This window comes from Enterobacter chuandaensis (genome assembly GCF_003594915.1).
GTDB classification, from domain to species: Bacteria; Pseudomonadota; Gammaproteobacteria; order Enterobacterales; family Enterobacteriaceae; genus Enterobacter; species Enterobacter chuandaensis.
Genome location: NZ_QZCS01000009.1, coordinates 136,328 through 155,636 on the forward strand (window position 1 = coordinate 136,328; position 19,309 = coordinate 155,636).

The following is a 19,309-nucleotide window of genomic DNA, read 5'->3' on the forward strand; positions in this document are numbered from 1 at the left end:
CCCCTTTCCAGCGCCCCTTGCGCTGTATGGCTAAATCCCGTTTCGGTTGCTCCGGCATGATTAAATATTGCGCAACATAATTTTAACCTGGCGTTTATCCCGATTTTCGTTAAGTCATCTGAAGTGGCGTAATCCCTGCAATACTTAACTCAGTATCATGTGATACGCGATCCCCGGGAGCATATTTTGAACAGGTTACCTTCCAGCGCCTCGGCTCTTGCCTGTACTGCGCACGCACTGAATCTCATTGAGAAGCGAACACTCGATCATGAGGAGATGAAACAACTTAACCGAGAGGTCATCGATTACTTTAAAGAACATGTGAATCCTGGTTTTCTGGAGTATCGCAAATCTGTTACCGCCGGCGGGGATTACGGAGCCGTAGAGTGGCAAGCGGGAAGTCTGAACACGCTTGTCGACACCCAGGGACAGGAGTTTATAGATTGCCTGGGTGGTTTTGGTATCTTCAACGTGGGGCACCGTAATCCAGTAGTGGTTTCCGCCGTACAGAATCAACTTGCGAAACAACCTCTCCATAGCCAGGAACTGCTCGACCCGCTTCGCGCCATGCTCGCGAAAACGCTTGCGGCCTTAACGCCCGGCAAACTGAAGTACAGCTTCTTTAGCAACAGTGGCACCGAGTCGGTCGAGGCGGCGATTAAACTCGCCAAAGCGTACCAGTCGCCGCGCGGGAAATTCACCTTTATCGCCACCAGCGGCGCGTTCCACGGGAAATCCCTGGGCGCACTGTCGGCTACGGCTAAATCCACCTTCCGCAAACCGTTTATGCCGCTGCTGCCGGGCTTCCGCCACGTGCCGTTTGGCGACATCAACGCCATGCGCACCGTGCTGAGCGAATGCCGTAAAACCGGCGATGACGTGGCGGCGGTGATCCTGGAGCCGATTCAGGGCGAAGGTGGTGTGATCCTCCCTCCACAAGGCTATCTGCCCGCCGTGCGTCAGCTGTGCGATGAGTTTGGCGCGCTGCTGATCCTCGACGAAGTGCAGACCGGGATGGGGCGAACCGGCAAGATGTTTGCCTGCGAGCACGAGAACGTTCAGCCGGACATTCTGTGTCTGGCGAAGGCCCTCGGCGGCGGCGTGATGCCGATTGGCGCGACGGTTGCCACCGAGGAGGTGTTCTCGGTGCTGTTCGACAACCCGTTCCTGCACACCACCACCTTTGGCGGCAACCCGCTGGCCTGTGCGGCGGCGCTGGCCACCATCAACGTGCTGCTGGAGCAAAACCTGCCTGCGCAGGCGGAGCAGAAAGGCGACATGCTGCTGGACGGTTTCCGCCAGCTTGGCCGTGAGTACCCGGATCTGGTGCAGGAGGCGCGCGGCAAAGGGATGCTGATGGCAATCGAGTTTGTCGACAACGAAATCGGCTACAGCTTCGCGAGCGAGATGTTCCGCCAGCGGGTGCTGGTGGCCGGCACGCTCAACAACTCGAAAACCATCCGCATTGAGCCGCCGCTGACGCTGACCATTGAGCAGTGCGAGCTGGTGCTGAAGGCGGCGCGCAAGGCGCTGGCCGCACTGCGGGTGAGCGTGGAAGAGGCATAAACAACGCCGGGTGGCGCTACGCTTACCCGGCCTACTTTTTATCGGTGAAACTCCGCCACCGTCATGGTGAAACGAAGCACGGTGTCGCCTTCATTGGCGTAGCCGTGCGCCGCTTCGGTTTTCGCCACCGCCGATGCGCCCTGGTTAACCTGCGTCACCGTCTCGTCCACCGTTAGCGATAAAACACCTTCGATCACGTGCAGTAGCTCAAAGGTTCCCGCCGGGTGCCCCGGAGAGGTAAAGCGTTCCCCCGGCAGCATCTCCCACTGCCATAACTCAATCATATCCGGGCCCGCGGTGCCCGCCAGTAGCCTGGCGTAACCGCCCTGCGCGCCCTGCCACAGCACCGGAATCGCGGCTTCTTCGATAACGTGCACCTGCGGCTCGCTGGAGACGTTAACGATATCCGCCACGGAGATGCCGAGCGCGGCGGCCAGCTTGCATAAAATAGCGATGCTGGGGTTGGCTGCGCCCTTTTCGATCTCCACCAGCATCCCTTTGCTGACGCTGGCCCGGCGGGACAGCTCGTCCAGCGACAGCTTTTTCTCTTTCCGCCAGTTGCGGATGCGGTTCGCCACGGCCAGGCTTACCTGGGCAACATCGGCACCCGAATCAGTCATTATATTGACTTTATCAGTCATTGGTCACTACCATGGTATAAAACAGTCAATACAGGATTATTTATGTCTCTCGTTACGCCGTCAATAGATTCGCGTCTTGCCGGGATTGCCCCAGGCTTTCGGGCGCTGAGCATTCTGGTTGAAGCTGCGCCGATTACCCACCCGGAGGTGGCAACTGCCGCGCTGGCGCAGGCCTGCCAGCAGATGCTTAATGATGATGTGCCATGGGCTGCTGCACACCTTTCAGACTGGGATGAGGTATTTAAAGCCTTCGGCGCGAAACCAAAACGCACGCCCTGTTCCGCCGCGGCCCTGCGCAAGCGGGTACAGAAAGACGGTTCGCTGCCATCGCTGGATCCGGTCGTGGATATCTATAACGCGGTGAGTATTCGCTACGCCATTCCGGTGGGTGGGGAAAATCTCGCGGCGTACTCGGGTGCACCGCGCCTGACGCTGGCCGACGGCAGCGAGCCGTTTGATACCTATAAAGAGGGACAGCCGGTGATAGAACATCCGGAACCGGGCGAGGTTATCTGGCGCGACGATCTCGGCGTCACCTGCCGCCGCTGGAACTGGCGACAAGGGGTGCGTACTCGTCTGGACAGCCAGGCGCAATCTATGTGGTTTATTCTTGAAAGTCTGCCGTCGATGCCGCTTGCGGCGCTGGAAGAAGCAGGAGAGGAGTTAGTTAATAACCTGCAGCGGCTGATGCCGGGTGCCACGGCTCAGGTTCAACTGATGGAGCTGGCCTGAACAACGCCCGGTGGCGCTAACGCTTACCGGGCCTACGGGGTGCGGTAGGCCGGATAAGCATTAGCGCCACCCGGCATGGCCGCTACTCCGGCAACAGCCCCACAAAACTGCGTTTCTTACGCGGCTCTGACATCAGCTCTTCGAGCTTATCCACACACGCCAGGTAGTGCGGCGTTTTCTTATGCGCCAGCACCGCCTCTTCGTCCTTATAGGCCTCGTAGATAAAGAACCGCGTTTTCACACGCGGATCCTGCAATACGTCAAAGCGCAGGTTTCCCGGCTCCTGAATCGCCCCCTCGTGGTTGGCGCGGAACACCTCCAGAAACTCGTCCACCCGCTCGGGCTTGATGTTGATCTCCACCAGCGTCACGTTCATTTTGCTTCTCCCTGTTTCTCTTCCTGCCAGAACTGGAACGCATCGCGGGCGTTCCAGTTCTCATGAACCACTTTCTTCACCGCCTTCAGCATGGCGAGCGGCGCACTGGACTGGAAGATATTGCGCCCCATGTCCACGCCGGATGCACCCTGGTCGATCGCGCGCCAGCACATCTCCAGCGCCTCGTGCTCCGGCAGCTTTTTGCCCCCGGCGATCACTATCGGCACCGGACAGCTGGCGGTCACTTTTTCAAATCCCTCGTCCACGTAGTAGGTTTTGACGAACTGCGCCCCCATTTCGGCGGCGATGCGGCTGGCGAGCGAGAAGTAGCGCGCGTCGCGAGCCATCTCCTTGCCGACGCCCGTCACCGCCAGCGTCGGCATGCCGTAGCGAGCCCCTGCGTCCACCAGCTTGATGATGTTGTTGATCGACTGATGCTCAAACTCGCTGCCTATGTACACCTGCGCCGCCACCGCGCAGACGTTCAGGCGCAGGGCATCCTCCATCGCCACCGCCACACATTCGTTCGACAGCTCCCCCAGAATCGAGTTACCGCCGGAGGCGCGCAGCACCACCGGTTTGTTTGTCGCAGCTGGCACCTGGCTCCTGAGGATGCCGCGGGTGCACATCAGTACGTCGGTTTCACCAAACAGCGGCGCGATGGAGAGGTCGATACGCTCAAGGCCGGTGGTCGGCCCCTGAAAGTAGCCGTGGTCAAAGGCCAGCATCACCGTGCGGTTGCTCTGCGGGTTGAAGATGCGCGAAAGCCTGGACTGCATGCCCCAGTCCAGCGAGCCGCAGCCCTTCAGGGTGTACGGCGCGTTAACCTGCGGCGTACCGATGCCAAAATCTTTGCCGTCTTTGATGTCGTCTAAATCAGCCATTTGCTCCCCCCGTCAGAAATCGTATTTGCTGATGTTCTCTTTGGTGAACACCACGCGCTCCGGCAGCAGCACGATGCCGTTGCCCTTCGCCTCGTACTGGTAGCCCTGCACGCTGTTCGGCTCGACCTTCAGCGCGCCGATGTCTTTGACGTCCACGCTGTCGCCGACGTTAAGATCGCCTTTTTTCAGCAGGCGATCGGCGACATTGACCGCAATTTTGCCCTGTTGCACCACGTCCCACAGGCCGAAGGCTTTCACCGTGCCGCGCTCAACGTACGGGCGCATCACGTTCGGCGTGCTGAAGCCGACAATCGCCACCCCTTCCCGCTTCAGGTTTTCCGCCGCCTGCGCCGCGGCAGGCAGCGCGTTGGCGTCCGGCGCGATGATCGCATTCAGATCCGGATACGCTTTTAAGATCCCTTCGGCGGTTTGCAGGGATTTGGTGGCGTCGTTATAGCCAAACTGGGTGGTGACGATCTGCCACTGAGGGTGATCTTTCTCGATTTTGGCTTTCGCCTCTTTCACCCACTGGTTCTGGTCGGTGACGGTCGGGCTGGAGTAGAAGAACGCCACTTTGGCATCTGGTTTGGTGACCTGTTTGCCCGCCATCTCCACCAGCAGGCCGCCGAGCTGCTCCGGCGTTCCCTGGTTGATGTAGATGCTGCGGCACTCCGGTTTGGTGTCGGAGTCCCAGGTCAGAACCTTGACGCCTCGCTGCATCGCGCGCTTCAGCGCCGGGCAGAGGCCGTCCGGCGACACGGCGGAGACGATAATGGCGTTATAGCCCTGGTTAACGAAGTTATTGATGAGCTGCACCTGGCCGGAGACGCTCGGCTCGGTCGGGCCGTCGTAGGTCACATCCACGCCGAGATCTTTCCCCGCCTCTTTCGCGCCGTTGCCGCCGCTGGTGAAAAAGCCCACGCCTACCAGCTTCGGGATAAAGGCAATGCGGTCCGCCGCCTGCGCCGAGGCGAAGCTGAGGGCCATTGTCAGGACGAGCAGTTTTGTTTTCATCTTACGCTCCGGATAGTTTTCTAAAGAGAGATCGCACCCATTCGCGGTGCAGACTTAGCGAACGTCCCATCACCACCACAACCAGCAGCGCCCCTGACAGCGCGCTCGACACCTGGTTAGGGATGCCGACCATCTGTAAACCCTGCTGCAGGTAGCCCACCAGCAGCGCCGCCAGCGCCGTACCAACAACCGAGCCTGACCCGCCGTAGATATTGGCCCCGCCGAGCACGGCGGCGGTGAGCGCGGGCATCAGTAAATCGCGCCCCAGATCCGAACGCGCGGAGCCGAAATAAGAGACCATCACCAGCGCGGCAATCGCCGAGGCCACGCCCACCAGCCCGTACAGCGCGTAGGGCATGCCGTTCACCGACAGCGCCGCATAGCGCGCCGCGCGCGGGTTCTGGCCGATTAAAAACAGATGACGGCCAAAGCGCCCGCGGTGGGTAATCAGCCAGAAGAAAAACGTAATCACCGCGAACAAAACCAGCGGGATCGGCAGGCCCAACACCGTGAGGTTAGCGAACGCCGTGAAGCTGTCCGGGAAGCCACCGATGCCCTCATAGCCCGTCGCCCCCGCCATGCCGGAGAGCAGCAGCGCGCCGCCGCCGTAGAGGTAGAGCGTGCCGAGGGTGATCACCAGCGGGCTAATGCCGGTATAGTGAATAAGCGCGGCATTAAATAATCCGCACAGCAGGCCGAGCAGCAGCGTCAGCGGAACGGCGACCGCCATCGGCCACCCCGCCTGCATCATCACGCCCAGCGCGATGGCGCACAGGCCAATTGTCGAGCCGAGGGAGATGTCGATCCCGCCGCTGATGATGACCAGCGTCAGCGGCAGCGCCACAATGCCGATGCAGATGAAGTCGCTGGTGCTGAACAGCAGCATGTTGACGTCGAGCATGCGCGGGTTGATGGCGCCAAAGAGCAGGATCTCCAGCACCAGTAAAATGAGCAGCGCGCCTTCCCAGTTAAGTCTCATTTACGCCACCTCTTTTTTGCGTTTGGGAAACGGGGTGACGTGCTTTCCCCCTCTGTTGCCCGGCTGGAAGCGGCCATACTTCAGCGCCCGCTGATGGCGTGCCAGCGCCTGGCGCAGGCGCCCGTCGAGCACCAAAACGCCCAGCAGCACCAGCCCGGCGATAAAGTCGTTCCACCACGCCGGGAGCCTGAACAGCACCAGCACGGTGTCGATTTGGGTCAGGAAGAACGCCCCCAGCAGAGCACCAATCAGCGTGCCGGTGCCGCCCAGCAGCGAAATACCGCCGAGCACGCAGGCGGCGATGGCCTTCATCTCCAGCCCGCTGCCGGTCTGGTTGGGCACAAAGCCAATCTGCGCGGCAAAGACAATCCCGGCGCAGGCTGCCAGCAGGCCGTTCAGGGTAAAGGCAATCATGCGGGTGCGGTTCACCGCCACGCCCAGCTGGCGCGCGGCGGCGAGGTTATCCCCCACCGCATAGAAATCCCGCCCGAACGCGGTGCGCGACAGCGTCCATGCGCCAACGACGGCGATAATTAATACCAGCATGCCGAGCGGCGATATCCCGACGGCAGCAGGCTCAGAGAGGGATTTCAGCCCCGGCGGCAGCCCCTCAATCCACTTTCCGCCCGTCCAGAGCAGCATCGCCCCGCGGTACAGCCCCAGCGTGCCGAGGGTGGCGACTATTGCCGGAATGCGCAGCGCGACAACCAGAAACCCGTTAAACGCCCCGGCCAGCGCCCCAGTCGACAGCGCGAAGAGAATGGAAACCGGCAGGCTGTAGCCGCTATTAAGCGCCACGCCGACAGCGATAGCGGACAGCCCGACGATGGAGCCGACGGACACGTCGATATTGCGGGTCAGCATCACCAGCGCCGCGCCGATGGCCAGCAGGATCAGGATCTGCGCGCTGGCGAAGATCATCCCCAGCGTCTGTAAACTCAGGTAGGATGGGTTCAGCGCCACCAGCACGGCGAACAGCGCCAGAATGGCGAGAAACGCGCTCAGCTCGCGGTTTTTCAGCAAGGTCTTCATGATTGCCCTCCGAATGCCAGCGCCATCATCCTGTCGAGGCTGACGGCGTGGCGCGGCAGCTCGCCGCTGAGCACGCCCTGATGCATCACCAGCACGCGGTCTGCCAGGCCCGGGAACTCGTCGAGATCGCTTGAGATCATCAGCACCGCCACGTTCTGTGCCGCCACGCTTTTTATCAGCTGGTAGATATCGGCGCGCGCCGAGACGTCCACGCCACGCGTCGGTTCATCGACGATCAGCAGTAAAGGGTTGGCCTCGAGGCAGCGCGCCAGCAGCACCTTCTGCTGGTTGCCGCCGGAGAGCGTGCGTACGGGTTGATCCGCATAGTTGAGCTTGATCCCCAGCGCCCGGTGATAACGCTCCACCACCGCAGACTCCCGCTTGCGCTGCTGCCAGAGGGACGGCTCGTTCAGCGCCACAGTGTTCCAGCGGATCGGCGCGTCGAGGAACAGGCCAGATACCTGCCTGTCTTCCGGCAGGTAGACCAGCCCTTTCTCCAGGCGTGAACTGACCGGATCGCCGGTGATCTCCTGGTTTTCCAGCCAGACCCGGCCACCGCGCACCGGACGCAGGCCGTAGAGCGTTTCCGCAAACTCGGTGCGCCCGGATCCCACCAGTCCGGCCAGGCCGACGATCTCCCCGGCGTAGATTTCAAGGCTAAGATCGATAAACCCCTCCCCGGTGAGATCTTCCACCCGCAGCACCGGGAAATCCTGCGCCTGGGTGCGCCTGTTGCCCGGCAGCGCCAGCCACAGTTTTTGTGCATCGCTTAAGCCTTTCTCCCGGCTCACCGGCGTCATGGCGGCAATCAGGGCGTTATCGTCAAACTGCGCGGTTTCGCCGCTCAGCACTACCGCGCCGTCGCGCATCACCGAGACGTGGCTTGCCAGCTGGCGGATCTCCGGCAATTTATGCGAGATAAAGACGATGCCGACGCCCAGATCCTGCAGGGCGCGGATCTGGCGGAACAGCCGCTCGGTTTCACCCGGCGTGAGGGAGGCCGTGGGTTCGTCGAGGATCAGGATCCTGGCATTGCGCATCAGCCCGCGGAGGATCTCCACCATCTGCTGATCCGCCACCTCCAGGGTGCTGGCTGCGGCGTCGAGGTTAAGCTGACACTGCAGCTGCTGGAGTTTCTCCGCCAGCCGCTTTTCCAGATCGCGTTCGCGCGGCAGGCGGAACAGGATGTTTTCCCGCACCGTCAGGTTGGGGAACAGCAGCGGCTCCTGCGGCACCAGGTAAATGCCGAGCTTATGCGCCTGCGCGGGCGTGAGCCGTGCAAAAGAGTCCCCCGCAACCGAAAGTTCACCGCTGTCCGGCGTTTCCACCCCGGCGATGATCTTCATCAGCGTCGATTTTCCCGCACCGTTACCGCCCATCAGCGCGTGTACCTGCCCCGCAAGCAGCGTGAAATCAATGCCTTTCAGAACCGGCACGCCTGAGAACTGCTTGCTGATATTCCGCGCGTCGAGAAGTGGTGTCATCATCGCTCCGCTATTGAACAAATGATTTTTAGATTTAATAATGTTCAAAAGCGTAGACGGTGAACTATATTTACAACCGTGCAGGGATCACAGTTTTATCGATTGAGATACAGATAAACCAGAAACGATCGAAAAGATCCGTTTTGTCGCGTGGCTCACACTTTCCCTTCGCGTCATCACGAACATATGATCTAAATTTTTATAAGAGTTCAACTATGAGCGATAAACGCACTGCGGAAGAAGGACGGTTTGCCGGGCTGGCACTGGCGGAAGAGGAGCTGGTGGCGCGCGTGGCCTGGTGTTATTACCACGACGGATTAACCCAGAACGACATCGGCGAGCGGCTCGGGCTGCCGCGCCTGAAAATCTCCCGCCTGCTGGAGAAGGGTCGTCAGTCCGGGGTGATCCGCGTGCAGATCAACTCCCGCTACGAGGGCTGTCTGGCGCTGGAAACCGAGCTACAGCAGCGCTTTGGCCTGAAGCTGGTGCGCGTGATGCCCGCCCTCAATACCCCGCCGATGAATGTGCGGCTGGGCATTGGCGCGGCGCAGTCGCTGATGGGCGTGCTGGAACCCGGCCAGCTGCTGGCGGTGGGATTTGGTGAAACCACCATGAGCAGCCTGCAGCACTTAAGCGGCTTTATCAGCTCGCAGCAGATCCGCCTGGTGACGCTCTCCGGCGGCGTCGGGCCGTATATGACCGGTATCGGCCAGCTGGACGCGGCCTGCAGCGTCAGCATGATCCCCGCCCCGCTTCGCGTGTCTTCCGCTGAAGTGGCCGGGATCTTAAAACGCGAAACCAGCGTGCGGGACGTGATCCTCGCGGCCACCGCCGCCGACGTGGCGGTTGTCGGCATTGGTTCGGTGAACCAGCGCCGTGACGCGACGATTTTGCGCTCCGGCTATATCAGCGAAGGTGAACAGCTGATGTACGCCCGCAAAGGGGCGGTCGGCGACATTCTCGGCTATTTCCTTAATGCCGAAGGCGAGTGCGTTGAGGAGCTGGAGATCCATAAAGAACTGCTGGGCGTCACGCTCGATGAACTGGCGCAGCTGCCCACCATCGTTGGCGTGGCCGGAGGGGAAGAGAAAGCCGATGCGATTTATGCCGCACTGAAAGGTCGTCGTATCAATGGCCTGGTGACGGAAGAGACGACAGCCCGCGCGGTGCTGGCCCTGACGTAACGGGGTTGCCCTGCGCTAACAACGAGGCAAGCTCATGAGTTACCTTTTAGCGTTAGATGCAGGGACAGGCAGCGTTCGCGCCGTTATTTTCGATTTACAGGGCAATCAGATTGCCGTCGGCCAGGCCGAGTGGAAGCACCTGAGCGTGGAGAACGTGCCGGGGTCGATGGAGTTCGACCTCGACACCAACTGGCAGCTGGCCTGCCGGTGCATTCATCAGGCGCTGGAGCGTGCGCGCCTGAGCGCGGCGGATATTCAGTCCGTCGCCTGCTGCTCGATGCGCGAAGGGATTGTGCTGTACGACCGCAACGGCGAAGCCATCTGGGCCTGCGCCAACGTCGATGCCCGCGCCAGCCGCGAGGTGGCCGAACTCAAAGAGATCCACGACTATCGTTTTGAATCCGAGGTGTATGAGGTTTCCGGCCAGACGCTGGCCTTGAGCGCGATGCCTCGCCTGCTATGGCTGGCACACCATCGTCCGGATATTTATCGTAAAGCCGCCACCATCACCATGATCAGCGACTGGCTGGCGGCGAAGCTCTCCGGCGAGCTGGCGGTCGATCCGTCTAACGCGGGCACCACCGGCATGCTGGATCTGTTTTCCCGCGACTGGCGTCCGGCGCTGCTCGACATGGCCGGGCTGCGCGCCGATATCCTCTCCCCGGTGAAAGAGACCGGCACCGTGCTGGGCGCGATTACCAGAGAGGCCGCACAGCAGAGCGGCCTGCGCGAAGGCACCCCGGTGGTGATGGGCGGCGGCGACGTGCAGCTGGGCTGTCTGGGGCTGGGTGTGGTTCGCGCCGGGCAAACGGCGGTGCTGGGCGGCACCTTCTGGCAGCAGGTCGTAAACCTGCCGCAGGTGCGCACCGACCCCGAGATGAACATCCGCGTGAACCCGCACGTTATTCCCGGCATGGCGCAGGCGGAGTCGATCAGCTTTTTCACAGGGCTGACCATGCGCTGGTTCCGCGACGCCTTTTGCGCGGAGGAAAAGCTGATTGCCGAACGGATGGGGATGGACACCTACTCCCTGCTGGAAGAGATGGCGAGTCGCGTACCGGCAGGCTCCCACGGGGTGATGCCGATCTTCTCCGACGCGATGCATTTTAAGCAGTGGTACCACGCCGCACCGTCATTTATTAACCTCTCCATCGATCCGGAAAAGTGCAACAAAGCGACGCTGTTCCGCGCCCTGGAGGAGAATGCGGCGATCGTCTCGGCCTGCAACCTGGCGCAGATCTCGCGCTTCTCCGGCGTGACGTTTGAAAGCCTGGTGTTTGCCGGAGGCGGTTCGAAAGGGGCGCTGTGGAGCCAGATCTTAAGCGACGTTACCGGCCTGCCGGTGCGCGTGCCGGAAGTGAAAGAGGCCACGGCGCTCGGCTGCGTGATTGCCGCAGGTACGGGCGCGGGGCTGTTTGCCGATATGGCCTCGACGGGCGAACGGCTGGTGAAGTGGAGCCGCGAGTTCACGCCGAACCCGCAGCACCGCGAGCTGTATGACGGCATGATGCAGAAATGGCAGGCGGTGTACGCCGACCAGCTTGGGCTGGTGGACAGCGGGCTGACGACGTCGATGTGGCAGGCACCGGGGCTGATGCGCGACACACGCCCCTCACCCTAACCCTCTCCTTCCCCACAGGGATGAGGGGAAGTTCTTTGAGATCTATCACAATCATTCGATCCCGCTTTTACCTTTCTTCTGCCGCTGGCTAAATTAGTAACTCATCCGACCACATAACAATAATTTTACACTGGAAGAGACTATGAGCCGCTACCCGTCGTTATTCGCCCCGCTCGATCTGGGGTTCACCACCCTCAAAAACCGTGTGTTGATGGGCTCGATGCACACCGGGCTGGAGGAGCATCCGGACGGGGCCGAGCGTCTGGCAGCCTTCTACGCCGAGCGCGCACGCCACGGGGTGGCGCTGATCGTCACCGGCGGCGTGGCCCCGGCGCCTTCCGGCGTGGGCATGGAGGGCGGCGCGGTCCTGAACGATGCGTCACAGCTGCCGCACCACCGCATTGTCACGGACGCGGTGCATAACGAAGGCGGCAAAATCGCCCTGCAAATTCTGCATACCGGGCGCTACAGCTATCAGCCAAAGCTGGTTGCGCCATCGGCTATTCAGGCGCCGATTAACCGCTTTACCCCTCACGCCCTCAGCCACGACGAGATCCAGGCGCTGATCGACGATTTTGCCCGCTGCGCCGCGCTGGCGCGTGAGGCGGGTTACGACGGCGTAGAGGTTATGGGCTCTGAAGGCTATCTGATTAACGAGTTCCTCGCCGCCCGTACCAACCAGCGCGACGACGAATGGGGCGGCGACTATGCCCGCCGGATGCGCTTTGCCGTGGAAGTGGTGCGCGCGGTGCGCGAACGTACGGGCACGGATTTTATTATCATCTTCCGCCTGTCGATGCTCGACCTCGTGGAAGGCGGCGGCACGTTTGACGAAACCGTGCAGCTGGCGCAGGCGATTGAAACCGCAGGCGCCACGATTATCAACACCGGGATTGGCTGGCACGAGGCGCGCATCCCGACCATCGCCACGCCGGTGCCGCGCGCGGCGTTCAGCTGGGTGACGCGCAAGCTGAAGGGCAAAGTGTCTGTTCCGCTGGTCACAACCAACCGCATTAACGATCCGCAGGTGGCGGACGATGTGATTTCACGCGGCGATGCCGATATGGTCTCGATGGCGCGCCCGTTCCTCGCGGATGCCGAACTGCTCTCCAAAGCGCAAAGCGGCCGCGCGGATGAGATCAACACCTGCATCGGCTGTAACCAGGCCTGTCTGGATCAGATCTTCGTCGGCAAGGTCACCTCTTGCCTCGTTAACCCGCGCGCCTGCCATGAAACCAAAATGCCGGTCGTACCTGCTGCGACAAAAAAACGCCTGGCCGTGGTGGGCGCTGGCCCTGCTGGGCTGGCATTTGCGGTGAATGCCGCTTCCCGCGGGCACAGCGTGACGCTGTTTGATGCCGCCGGTGAGATCGGCGGGCAGTTTAATATCGCCAAACAGATCCCCGGTAAAGAGGAGTTCTATGAAACGCTGCGCTACTACCGCCGGATGATCGACCTGACGGGTGTTGATTTGCGGCTTAACCAGTTTGTCAGCGCGGCGGATCTGATCGATTTCGACGAGGTTATCCTGGCGAGTGGGATCGCCCCGCGCACGCCTGCGATCGAGGGCATCGATCATCCGAAGGTATTGAGCTATCTGGATATATTAAGAGACAAAGCGCCGGTTGGCGAGAAGGTGGCGATTATCGGCTGCGGCGGGATCGGCTTTGATACCGCCATGTACTTAAGCCAGCCGGGCGAGGCCACCAGCCAGAACATTGCCGAGTTTTGCGTGGAATGGGGTATCGACACCAGCCTGAACCAGTCCGGCGGATTACGGCCGGAAGGGCCGCAGCTGCCGCAAAGCCCGCGCCAGATCGTGATGCTCCAGCGTAAGGCCAGCAAGCCGGGCGAAGGGCTGGGCAAAACCACGGGCTGGATCCACCGCGCCACCCTGCTCTCGCGCGGGGTGAAGATGATCCCGGCGGTGAGCTATCAGAAGATCGACGACGAGGGTTTGCACGTCACGATCGGCGGCGAGCCGCAATTGCTGCGCGTGGATCATGTGATTTTATGTGCCGGGCAGGAGCCAAAGCGGGATCTGGCCGATCCGCTGCGCGAGGCGGGGAAAACGGTGCATTTGATCGGCGGGTGCGACGTGGCGATGGAGCTGGATGCGCGGCGGGCCATTGCGCAGGGGACAACATTGGCATTAGCGATTTGATTTCTCGCCCGGTGGCGCTGCGCTTACCGGGCCTACAAAACCGTAGGCCTGCGCAAGCGAAGCGCCGCCAGGCAAAACAATCTTAACGACGACGTCCCAGCTTCACCGATTTCAGCACCACGAACTTGTTATTGGTGGCAATGGTGACGCAGTTGCCGAAAATCTTCTTCAGCTTGTGGAAGTAGTCCAGGTGGCGGTTCGCCACGATGTACAGCTCGCCGTTGATTTTCAGGCAGCGGCGCGCGTGGTGGAACATCTCCCACGCGACGTTATCCGTCAGGGCGTGCTTCTGGTGGAACGGCGGGTTGCAGAACACGGCGTTGAAGCGGAACGGCTCAACGCCCGACAGCGCGTTGTTGATCATAAACTCGCAGCGATCCACCGCTTCCGGCATGTTGGTTTCCACGTTCAGACGGCTGGAGGCCACCGCCATTGGCGACTCGTCGCTGAACACCACGCTGGCGTCCGGGTTCTTCGCCAGCAGCGTCAGGCCAATCACGCCGTTGCCGCAGCCCAGATCGACGATTTCCCCTTCCAGATTTTCCGGCAGATGTTCCATAAAGAAACGCGCCCCGATATCCAGACCGGTGCGGGAGAAGACGTTTGCATGGTTGTGGATGGTCCAGTCTGTGCCTTCCAGCTTCCAGCTCAGGGTCTCTGGCGCATCGGCCAGTTCCGGTGCACTGAAGGTGCAGTTAATCAGGCGCGCTTTTTTCCAGGCCAGCGTGGTAGTGGTCGGGCCGAGGACCTTCTCGAACAGCTCCAGCGTCGAAGTGTGAATATCGCGCGCTTTGGCACCCGCGATGATGCGGGTTTCCGGCGTCACGACCTTACGCAGCGCGCGCAGCTGCTGCTCCAGCAGCGCCATGGTTTTTGGTACTTTAATCAGAACTACGCCCGGCGCCTGCGGATAGTCCGCGGTGCTGTCGAGGAACTTCACGCTGGACTCGTCGATATCGTTATGGCGCAGGTTTTCACGCGTCGCCAGCTCACTCAGGTAGGAATCGCCGATGCTGTAAGGCGCGTGTTCCGCCAGGGCACAGCCCAGCGCGCCAAACGCGTCATTCAGGATCAAAACCGGGCCGCGGATTTCAGTCTCATCCAACTGCTGCAGCAGATATTCATCTGCCGCTTCCCACGCCTGAAGCGGGTTAACGTCGTCCGTTTCCGGGAAACGTTTAAGGTTGAGTGAACGGAAACCGTTGTCTAAGTGGCTCATCGGCCCTCCTGAATGGTAAAATTTGGCGTATCCCTGAAAAGGGTGCGTGAGTATACCCGTTTTCGCATTAATTTGGGCTTTTGATGAACCAACTTACTTATCTCCAGGGCTATCCGGAGCATTTACTGACTCAGGTTCGCAGCCTGATTGCCGAGCAGAGGCTCGGCGCGGTGCTGGAAAAACGCTACCCCGGCACGCACGATTTCGCGACCGATAAGGCCCTCTGGCAGTATACGCAGGATCTGAAAAGCCGATATCTGAAGAGCGCGCCGCCGATCAACAAGGTGATGTACGACAACAAGATCCACGTGCTGAAAAACGCGCTCGGCCTGCACACCGCCATCTCCCGCGTGCAGGGCGGCAAGCTGAAGGCTAAGGCGGAGATCCGCGTGGCGACGGTTTTCCGTAACGCGCCGGAAGCCTTTCTGCGGATGATCGTAGTCCATGAGCTGGCGCACCTGAAAGAGAAAGAGCACGACAAAGCGTTCTATTCCCTGTGCTGCCACATGGAGCCGCAGTATCACCAGCTGGAGTTTGATACCCGCCTGTGGCTGACGCATTTATCGTTAAAGAGTAATGCGCAGTAGCGCACGCGAATTGTCATGATGACGTGCTACAGTGGCTATAGGTTCCCCGCTACGGAGTACGTAAACGTTTATGATACGTTTCGCAGTCATTGGAACGAACTGGATCACCCGCCAGTTCGTCGACGCCGCCCACGAAACCGGCAAACTAAAACTTACCGCAGTCTATTCCCGCAGCCTTGAGCAGGCGCAGAGTTTTGCCAACGACTACCTCGTTGAGCATCTCTTTACCTCTCTCGACGAGATGGCGCAAAGCGACGCCATTGACGCGGTGTATATCGCCAGCCCGAACTCCCTGCACTTCCCGCAGACAAAGCTGTTTCTCAGCCACAAAAAGCATGTAATTTGCGAGAAGCCGCTGGCCTCTAACATAGAAGAAGTGGAAGCAGCCATTGCGCTTGCCCGCGAAAATCAGGTGGTGCTGTTCGAAGCGTTCAAAACCGCCAGCCTGCCGAATTTCCTTCTGCTGCAGCAGTCCCTGCCGAAAATTGGCAAAGTGCGTAAAGCCTTTATCAACTACTGCCAGTACTCGTCGCGCTACCAGCGCTATCTCGACGGCGAGAACCCAAATACCTTTAACCCGGCCTTCTCGAACGGCTCGATTATGGATATCGGTTTTTACTGCCTCGCCTCTGCCGTGGCCCTGTGGGGCGAGCCGCACGACGTCACGGCCACCGCCAGCCTGCTGGAGAGCGGCGTGGATGCGCACGGTGTCGTGGTGCTGGACTACGGTAATTTCAGCGTCACCCTGCAGCACTCCAAGGTGAGCGATTCCGTGCTGCCGAGCGAAATTCAGGGCGAAGCGGGCTCGCTGGTCATTGAGAAAATCTCCGAATGCCAGAAGGTAAGCTTCGTGCCGCGCGGCGGTAAAGCGCAGGAGCTGACGCAGCCTCAGCATATTAACACTATGCTCTATGAGGCAGAGGTATTCGCCCGTCTGGTCGAGGACAATGAAGTGAATCACCCAGGACTTGCGGTGAGCCGCACCACGGCGAAGCTGCAGACGGAGATCCGCCGCCAGACCGGCGTGGTGTTCCCGGCAGACGGCGTAGGCGCGGAAGCGATCGCGTAAAGCTGTGTAATGAAACGGCGCAGACCATTGACGAAACCGATGGTCTGACATATTTTGTTACCTGCAAAGGGGAGTAACTTCTTCGCCGGTGGATCGTCATTACGATGCGTGCAAAACCGCATCCGGTCGCCGGGCAACCTTCGTGGTTGTAAGTGAGACCTTGCCGGAAGGCGAGGTCTATGCATAAAAAGCTAACGGCTATCGTCTTCTGACCATGGCCGTTTTTGTTTTTTATGTGTAAGGAAAATAGTATGCATTCTGTCGGCACTCCAATGCTGTGGGGCGGATTCGCGGTTGTCGTGCTCATCATGCTGGCGATCGACCTCTTTTTGCAGGGTCGTCGCGGCGAGCACGGCATGAGCGTTAAGCAGGCCGCCGTCTGGTCGCTGGTCTGGGTTAGCCTCTCACTCCTTTTCTGCGCCGTTTTCTGGTGGTATCTGGCCTCGACCGAAGGCCGTGCGGTGGCCGACCCTCAGGCGCTCGCCTTCCTCACCGGTTATCTGATTGAAAAAGCCCTGGCGGTTGATAACGTCTTCGTCTGGCTGATGCTGTTCAGCTATTTTGCCGTACCTGCAGCCCTGCAGCGACGCGTGCTGGTATACGGCGTGCTGGGTGCCATTGTCCTGCGTACCATCATGATCTTCGCCGGCAGCTGGCTGATTACCCAGTTCGAATGGCTGCTGTATGTCTTTGGCGCGTTCCTGCTGTTCACCGGGGTCAAGATGGCGCTGGCGAAAGAAGACGACACCGGTATCGGCGATAAGCCACTGGTGAAGTGGATCCGCGGCCATCTGCGTATGACGGACAAGATCGAAAGCGAGCACTTCTTCGTGCGCAAGAACGGCCTGCTGTTTGCCACCCCGCTGCTGCTGGTGCTGATTCTGGTCGAACTAAGCGACGTGATTTTCGCGGTGGACAGCATCCCGGCAATCTTTGCGGTGACGACTGACCCGTTCATCGTGCTGACCTCTAACCTGTTTGCGATCCTCGGTCTGCGTGCCATGTATTTCCTGCTGGCAGGCGCGGCAGAGCGCTTCTCGATGCTGAAGTACGGCCTGTCGGTGATCCTGGTATTTATCGGTATCAAGATGCTGATCGTCGATTTCTACCACATCCCGATCGCCATTTCGCTCGGCGTGGTGTTTGGCATTCTGTTGGTGACGCTGATTATCAATACCTGGGTTAACCGCCAGCACGATAAGAAGCAGCAGGTGGAGTAATCCCCTCACCCCGGCCCTCTCCCTCAGGGAGAGGGTGGACACACTTTTGTGACACAATAGTTAAAAAATATGATGTGACACGTAAAATCCAGCATTTTACGCTTCCGCCTTTCGCTGCTTTCCCTGATACTCAACCAGGCAAACAAATACTTACATCCGGACACAAATGTGACTTAGAGCACATCCAGGATGGAACGCAATTTCACTCAGGAATAACGTATGAGCACACAATCACGCGGTCTGTTCGCGCGCCTGGCGCAGGGCAGCCTTGTAAAACAAATTCTGGTCGGGTTGGTACTGGGTATTCTGCTGGCGATGGTGTCAAAACCTGCCGCGGAAGCAACGGGACTGCTCGGCACCCTTTTCGTTGGCGCGCTGAAAGCCGTCGCACCGGTACTGGTGCTGATGCTGGTGATGGCGTCGATTGCCAACCACCAGCACGGACAAAAAACCAACATTCGCCCAATTCTGTTCCTGTATCTTCTGGGAACCTTCTCTGCTGCCTTAACGGCTGTGGTGTTTAGCTTCCTGTTCCCGTCCACGCTGCACCTGACCAGCGCCGCCGGCGATATCACGCCGCCATCCGGCATTGTAGAAGTGCTGCGCGGTCTGCTGATGAGCATGGTCTCTAACCCTGTCACCGCACTGATGAGCGGAAATTACATTGGCATTCTCGTCTGGGCGATTGGTCTGGGCTTCGCGCTGCGTCATGGCAACGAGACCACGAAAAATCTGGTGAACGATATGTCGAACGCCGTCACCTTTATGGTGAAGCTGGTGATTCGCTTTGCGCCAATCGGTATCTTTGGTCTGGTTTCTTCGACGCTGGCAACCACCGGTTTCGACGCGCTGTGGGGCTACGCGCAGCTGCTGGTCGTCCTGGTCGGCTGTATGCTGCTGGTGGCGCTGGTGATTAACCCGCTGCTGGTGTTCTGGCAGATCCGCCGCAACCCGTACCCGCTGGTGCTGACCTGCCTGCGCGAGAGCGGCGTGTATGCCTTCTTCACCCGCAGCTCGGCGGCGAACATTCCGGTGAACATGGCGCTGGCGGAGAAGCTGAACCTGGACCGCGATACCTATTCCGTGTCGATTCCGCTGGGCGCGACCGTCAACATGGCGGGCGCGGCGATCACCATCACCGTGCTGACCCTGGCGGCGGTGCATACGCTGGGCATTCCGGTGGATCTGCCAACCGCGCTGCTGCTGAGCGTGGTGGCGTCGCTGTGTGCCTGTGGCGCATCCGGCGTGGCGGGCGGCTCGCTGCTGCTGATCCCGCTGGCGTGCAATATGTTTGGCATCCCGAACGAAGTCGCGATGCAGGTTGTGGCCGTTGGCTTTATCATCGGCGTGCTGCAGGACTCCTGCGAAACCGCGCTGAACTCCTCTACCGACGTGCTGTTTACCGCAGCGGCCTGTCAGGCGGAAGACGCGCGTTTAGCGAAGAATGCCCTGCGCAGTTAAAAAGAAAAGCCCGGTGGCGGCTACGCCTTACCGGGCCTACAGGGTTCAGTAGGTCGGGTAAGCGCTAGCGCCACCC

The 19,309-nt window shown here is 60.2% G+C and carries 17 protein-coding genes; 9 read left to right on the forward strand and 8 right to left on the reverse strand.

Annotated features, from left to right (window positions below):
- Nucleotides 1-186: 186 nt before the first annotated feature.
- On the forward strand, nt 187-1,566 hold the full coding sequence (ygjG, locus tag D5066_RS15305; RefSeq protein ID WP_167553797.1) for a putrescine aminotransferase: 1,380 nt from the start codon (nt 187-189) through the stop codon (nt 1,564-1,566).
- A gap of 38 nt (nt 1,567-1,604) precedes the next feature.
- On the opposite strand, the gene D5066_RS15310 is transcribed toward ygjG, so the two are convergent.
- Nucleotides 1,605-2,207 carry a helix-turn-helix domain-containing protein gene (locus D5066_RS15310; protein WP_119916439.1) on the reverse strand — a complete coding sequence of 201 codons (603 nt, stop codon included), beginning with the start codon at nt 2,205-2,207 and terminating at the stop codon, nt 1,605-1,607.
- Nucleotides 2,208-2,249: 42 nt separating this feature from the next.
- Between D5066_RS15310 and D5066_RS15315 the strand changes: the two genes are divergently transcribed.
- Nucleotides 2,250-2,939: a B3/B4 domain-containing protein gene (locus D5066_RS15315; RefSeq protein ID WP_119916440.1), complete on the forward strand. Its 690-nt coding sequence runs from the start codon at nt 2,250-2,252 to the stop codon at nt 2,937-2,939.
- 82 nt (nt 2,940-3,021) lie between these two features.
- Here the strand turns inward: D5066_RS15315 and lsrG are convergent, their stop codons facing one another.
- The 6 genes from lsrG to lsrA are packed head-to-tail and all read right to left on the reverse strand — an operon-like array spanning nt 3,022 to nt 8,708.
- Nucleotides 3,022-3,315, reverse strand: a complete 294-nt coding sequence (gene lsrG / locus D5066_RS15320; protein WP_013098845.1) for a (4S)-4-hydroxy-5-phosphonooxypentane-2,3-dione isomerase — start codon at nt 3,313-3,315, stop codon at nt 3,022-3,024.
- A complete protein-coding gene (lsrF, locus tag D5066_RS15325; protein ID WP_119916441.1) occupies nt 3,312-4,199 on the reverse strand; it encodes a 3-hydroxy-5-phosphonooxypentane-2,4-dione thiolase in 888 nt (295 codons plus the stop codon). The genes lsrG and lsrF overlap by 4 nt, the downstream gene beginning before the upstream one ends.
- A gap of 12 nt (nt 4,200-4,211) precedes the next feature.
- Nucleotides 4,212-5,213, reverse strand: a complete 1,002-nt coding sequence (gene lsrB / locus D5066_RS15330; RefSeq protein WP_119916442.1) for an autoinducer 2 ABC transporter substrate-binding protein LsrB — start codon at nt 5,211-5,213, stop codon at nt 4,212-4,214.
- 1 nt (nt 5,214) lies between these two features.
- Nucleotides 5,215-6,192 carry an autoinducer 2 ABC transporter permease LsrD gene (gene lsrD / locus D5066_RS15335; RefSeq protein ID WP_119916443.1) on the reverse strand — a complete coding sequence of 326 codons (978 nt, stop codon included), beginning with the start codon at nt 6,190-6,192 and terminating at the stop codon, nt 5,215-5,217.
- Complete coding sequence (gene lsrC, locus D5066_RS15340) at nt 6,193-7,224, reverse strand: autoinducer 2 ABC transporter permease LsrC (protein WP_119916444.1); 1,032 nt, start codon at nt 7,222-7,224, stop codon at nt 6,193-6,195.
- Nucleotides 7,221-8,708, reverse strand: coding sequence for an autoinducer 2 ABC transporter ATP-binding protein LsrA (gene lsrA / locus D5066_RS15345; RefSeq protein WP_119916445.1), 1,488 nt, complete (start codon nt 8,706-8,708; stop codon nt 7,221-7,223). The genes lsrC and lsrA overlap by 4 nt, the downstream gene beginning before the upstream one ends.
- A 215-nt stretch (nt 8,709-8,923) precedes the next feature.
- On the opposite strand from lsrA, the gene lsrR reads away from it, so the two are divergent.
- The 3 genes from lsrR (at nt 8,924) to D5066_RS15360 (ending at nt 13,677) form a co-directional block, all read left to right on the forward strand.
- Entirely contained in the window at nt 8,924-9,892 is a 969-nt protein-coding gene (gene lsrR / locus D5066_RS15350; protein WP_010435856.1) for a transcriptional regulator LsrR, read from the forward strand.
- Nucleotides 9,893-9,926: 34 nt separating this feature from the next.
- Nucleotides 9,927-11,513, forward strand: a complete 1,587-nt coding sequence (lsrK, locus tag D5066_RS15355) for an autoinducer-2 kinase (protein WP_119916446.1) — start codon at nt 9,927-9,929, stop codon at nt 11,511-11,513.
- Between the two features lie 142 nt (nt 11,514-11,655).
- On the forward strand, nt 11,656-13,677 hold the full coding sequence (locus D5066_RS15360) for an NADPH-dependent 2,4-dienoyl-CoA reductase (protein WP_119916447.1): 2,022 nt from the start codon (nt 11,656-11,658) through the stop codon (nt 13,675-13,677).
- Nucleotides 13,678-13,759: 82 nt separating this feature from the next.
- Here the strand turns inward: D5066_RS15360 and rlmG are convergent, their stop codons facing one another.
- On the reverse strand, nt 13,760-14,896 hold the full coding sequence (gene rlmG / locus D5066_RS15365; protein WP_119916448.1) for a 23S rRNA (guanine(1835)-N(2))-methyltransferase RlmG: 1,137 nt from the start codon (nt 14,894-14,896) through the stop codon (nt 13,760-13,762).
- A gap of 83 nt (nt 14,897-14,979) precedes the next feature.
- Between rlmG and D5066_RS15370 the strand changes: the two genes are divergently transcribed.
- The 4 genes from D5066_RS15370 (at nt 14,980) to sstT (ending at nt 19,233) form a co-directional block, all read left to right on the forward strand.
- Nucleotides 14,980-15,483: a YgjP-like metallopeptidase domain-containing protein gene (locus D5066_RS15370; protein ID WP_119916449.1), complete on the forward strand. Its 504-nt coding sequence runs from the start codon at nt 14,980-14,982 to the stop codon at nt 15,481-15,483.
- A 70-nt stretch (nt 15,484-15,553) separates the two neighbouring features.
- Nucleotides 15,554-16,552, forward strand: coding sequence for a Gfo/Idh/MocA family protein (locus D5066_RS15375; protein WP_119916450.1), 999 nt, complete (start codon nt 15,554-15,556; stop codon nt 16,550-16,552).
- Between the two features lie 251 nt (nt 16,553-16,803).
- Nucleotides 16,804-17,772, forward strand: coding sequence for a TerC family protein (locus D5066_RS15380; protein WP_119916451.1), 969 nt, complete (start codon nt 16,804-16,806; stop codon nt 17,770-17,772).
- 219 nt (nt 17,773-17,991) lie between these two features.
- Nucleotides 17,992-19,233, forward strand: coding sequence for a serine/threonine transporter SstT (sstT, locus tag D5066_RS15385; protein WP_119916452.1), 1,242 nt, complete (start codon nt 17,992-17,994; stop codon nt 19,231-19,233).
- Nucleotides 19,234-19,309 lie beyond the last annotated feature (76 nt).

Bases quoted from the DNA above. Each gene is read 5' to 3' on its own strand.
- D5066_RS15380 (WP_119916451.1), top strand. From the start codon at position 16,804: ATGCATTCTGTCGGCACTCCAATGCTGTGGGGCGGATTCGCGGTTGTC.
- lsrD (WP_119916443.1), bottom strand. From the start codon at position 6,192: ATGAGACTTAACTGGGAAGGCGCGCTGCTCATTTTACTGGTGCTGGAG.
- lsrG (WP_013098845.1), bottom strand. From the start codon at position 3,315: ATGAACGTGACGCTGGTGGAGATCAACATCAAGCCCGAGCGGGTGGAC.
- D5066_RS15375 (WP_119916450.1), top strand. From the start codon at position 15,554: ATGATACGTTTCGCAGTCATTGGAACGAACTGGATCACCCGCCAGTTC.
- rlmG (WP_119916448.1), bottom strand. From the start codon at position 14,896: ATGAGCCACTTAGACAACGGTTTCCGTTCACTCAACCTTAAACGTTTC.
- D5066_RS15370 (WP_119916449.1), top strand. From the start codon at position 14,980: ATGAACCAACTTACTTATCTCCAGGGCTATCCGGAGCATTTACTGACT.
- D5066_RS15310 (WP_119916439.1), bottom strand. From the start codon at position 2,207: ATGACTGATAAAGTCAATATAATGACTGATTCGGGTGCCGATGTTGCC.
- D5066_RS15360 (WP_119916447.1), top strand. From the start codon at position 11,656: ATGAGCCGCTACCCGTCGTTATTCGCCCCGCTCGATCTGGGGTTCACC.
- lsrC (WP_119916444.1), bottom strand. From the start codon at position 7,224: ATGAAGACCTTGCTGAAAAACCGCGAGCTGAGCGCGTTTCTCGCCATT.
- sstT (WP_119916452.1), top strand. From the start codon at position 17,992: ATGAGCACACAATCACGCGGTCTGTTCGCGCGCCTGGCGCAGGGCAGC.
- D5066_RS15315 (WP_119916440.1), top strand. From the start codon at position 2,250: ATGTCTCTCGTTACGCCGTCAATAGATTCGCGTCTTGCCGGGATTGCC.
- lsrF (WP_119916441.1), bottom strand. From the start codon at position 4,199: ATGGCTGATTTAGACGACATCAAAGACGGCAAAGATTTTGGCATCGGT.
- lsrA (WP_119916445.1), bottom strand. From the start codon at position 8,708: ATGACACCACTTCTCGACGCGCGGAATATCAGCAAGCAGTTCTCAGGC.
- lsrB (WP_119916442.1), bottom strand. From the start codon at position 5,213: ATGAAAACAAAACTGCTCGTCCTGACAATGGCCCTCAGCTTCGCCTCG.
- lsrR (WP_010435856.1), top strand. From the start codon at position 8,924: ATGAGCGATAAACGCACTGCGGAAGAAGGACGGTTTGCCGGGCTGGCA.
- lsrK (WP_119916446.1), top strand. From the start codon at position 9,927: ATGAGTTACCTTTTAGCGTTAGATGCAGGGACAGGCAGCGTTCGCGCC.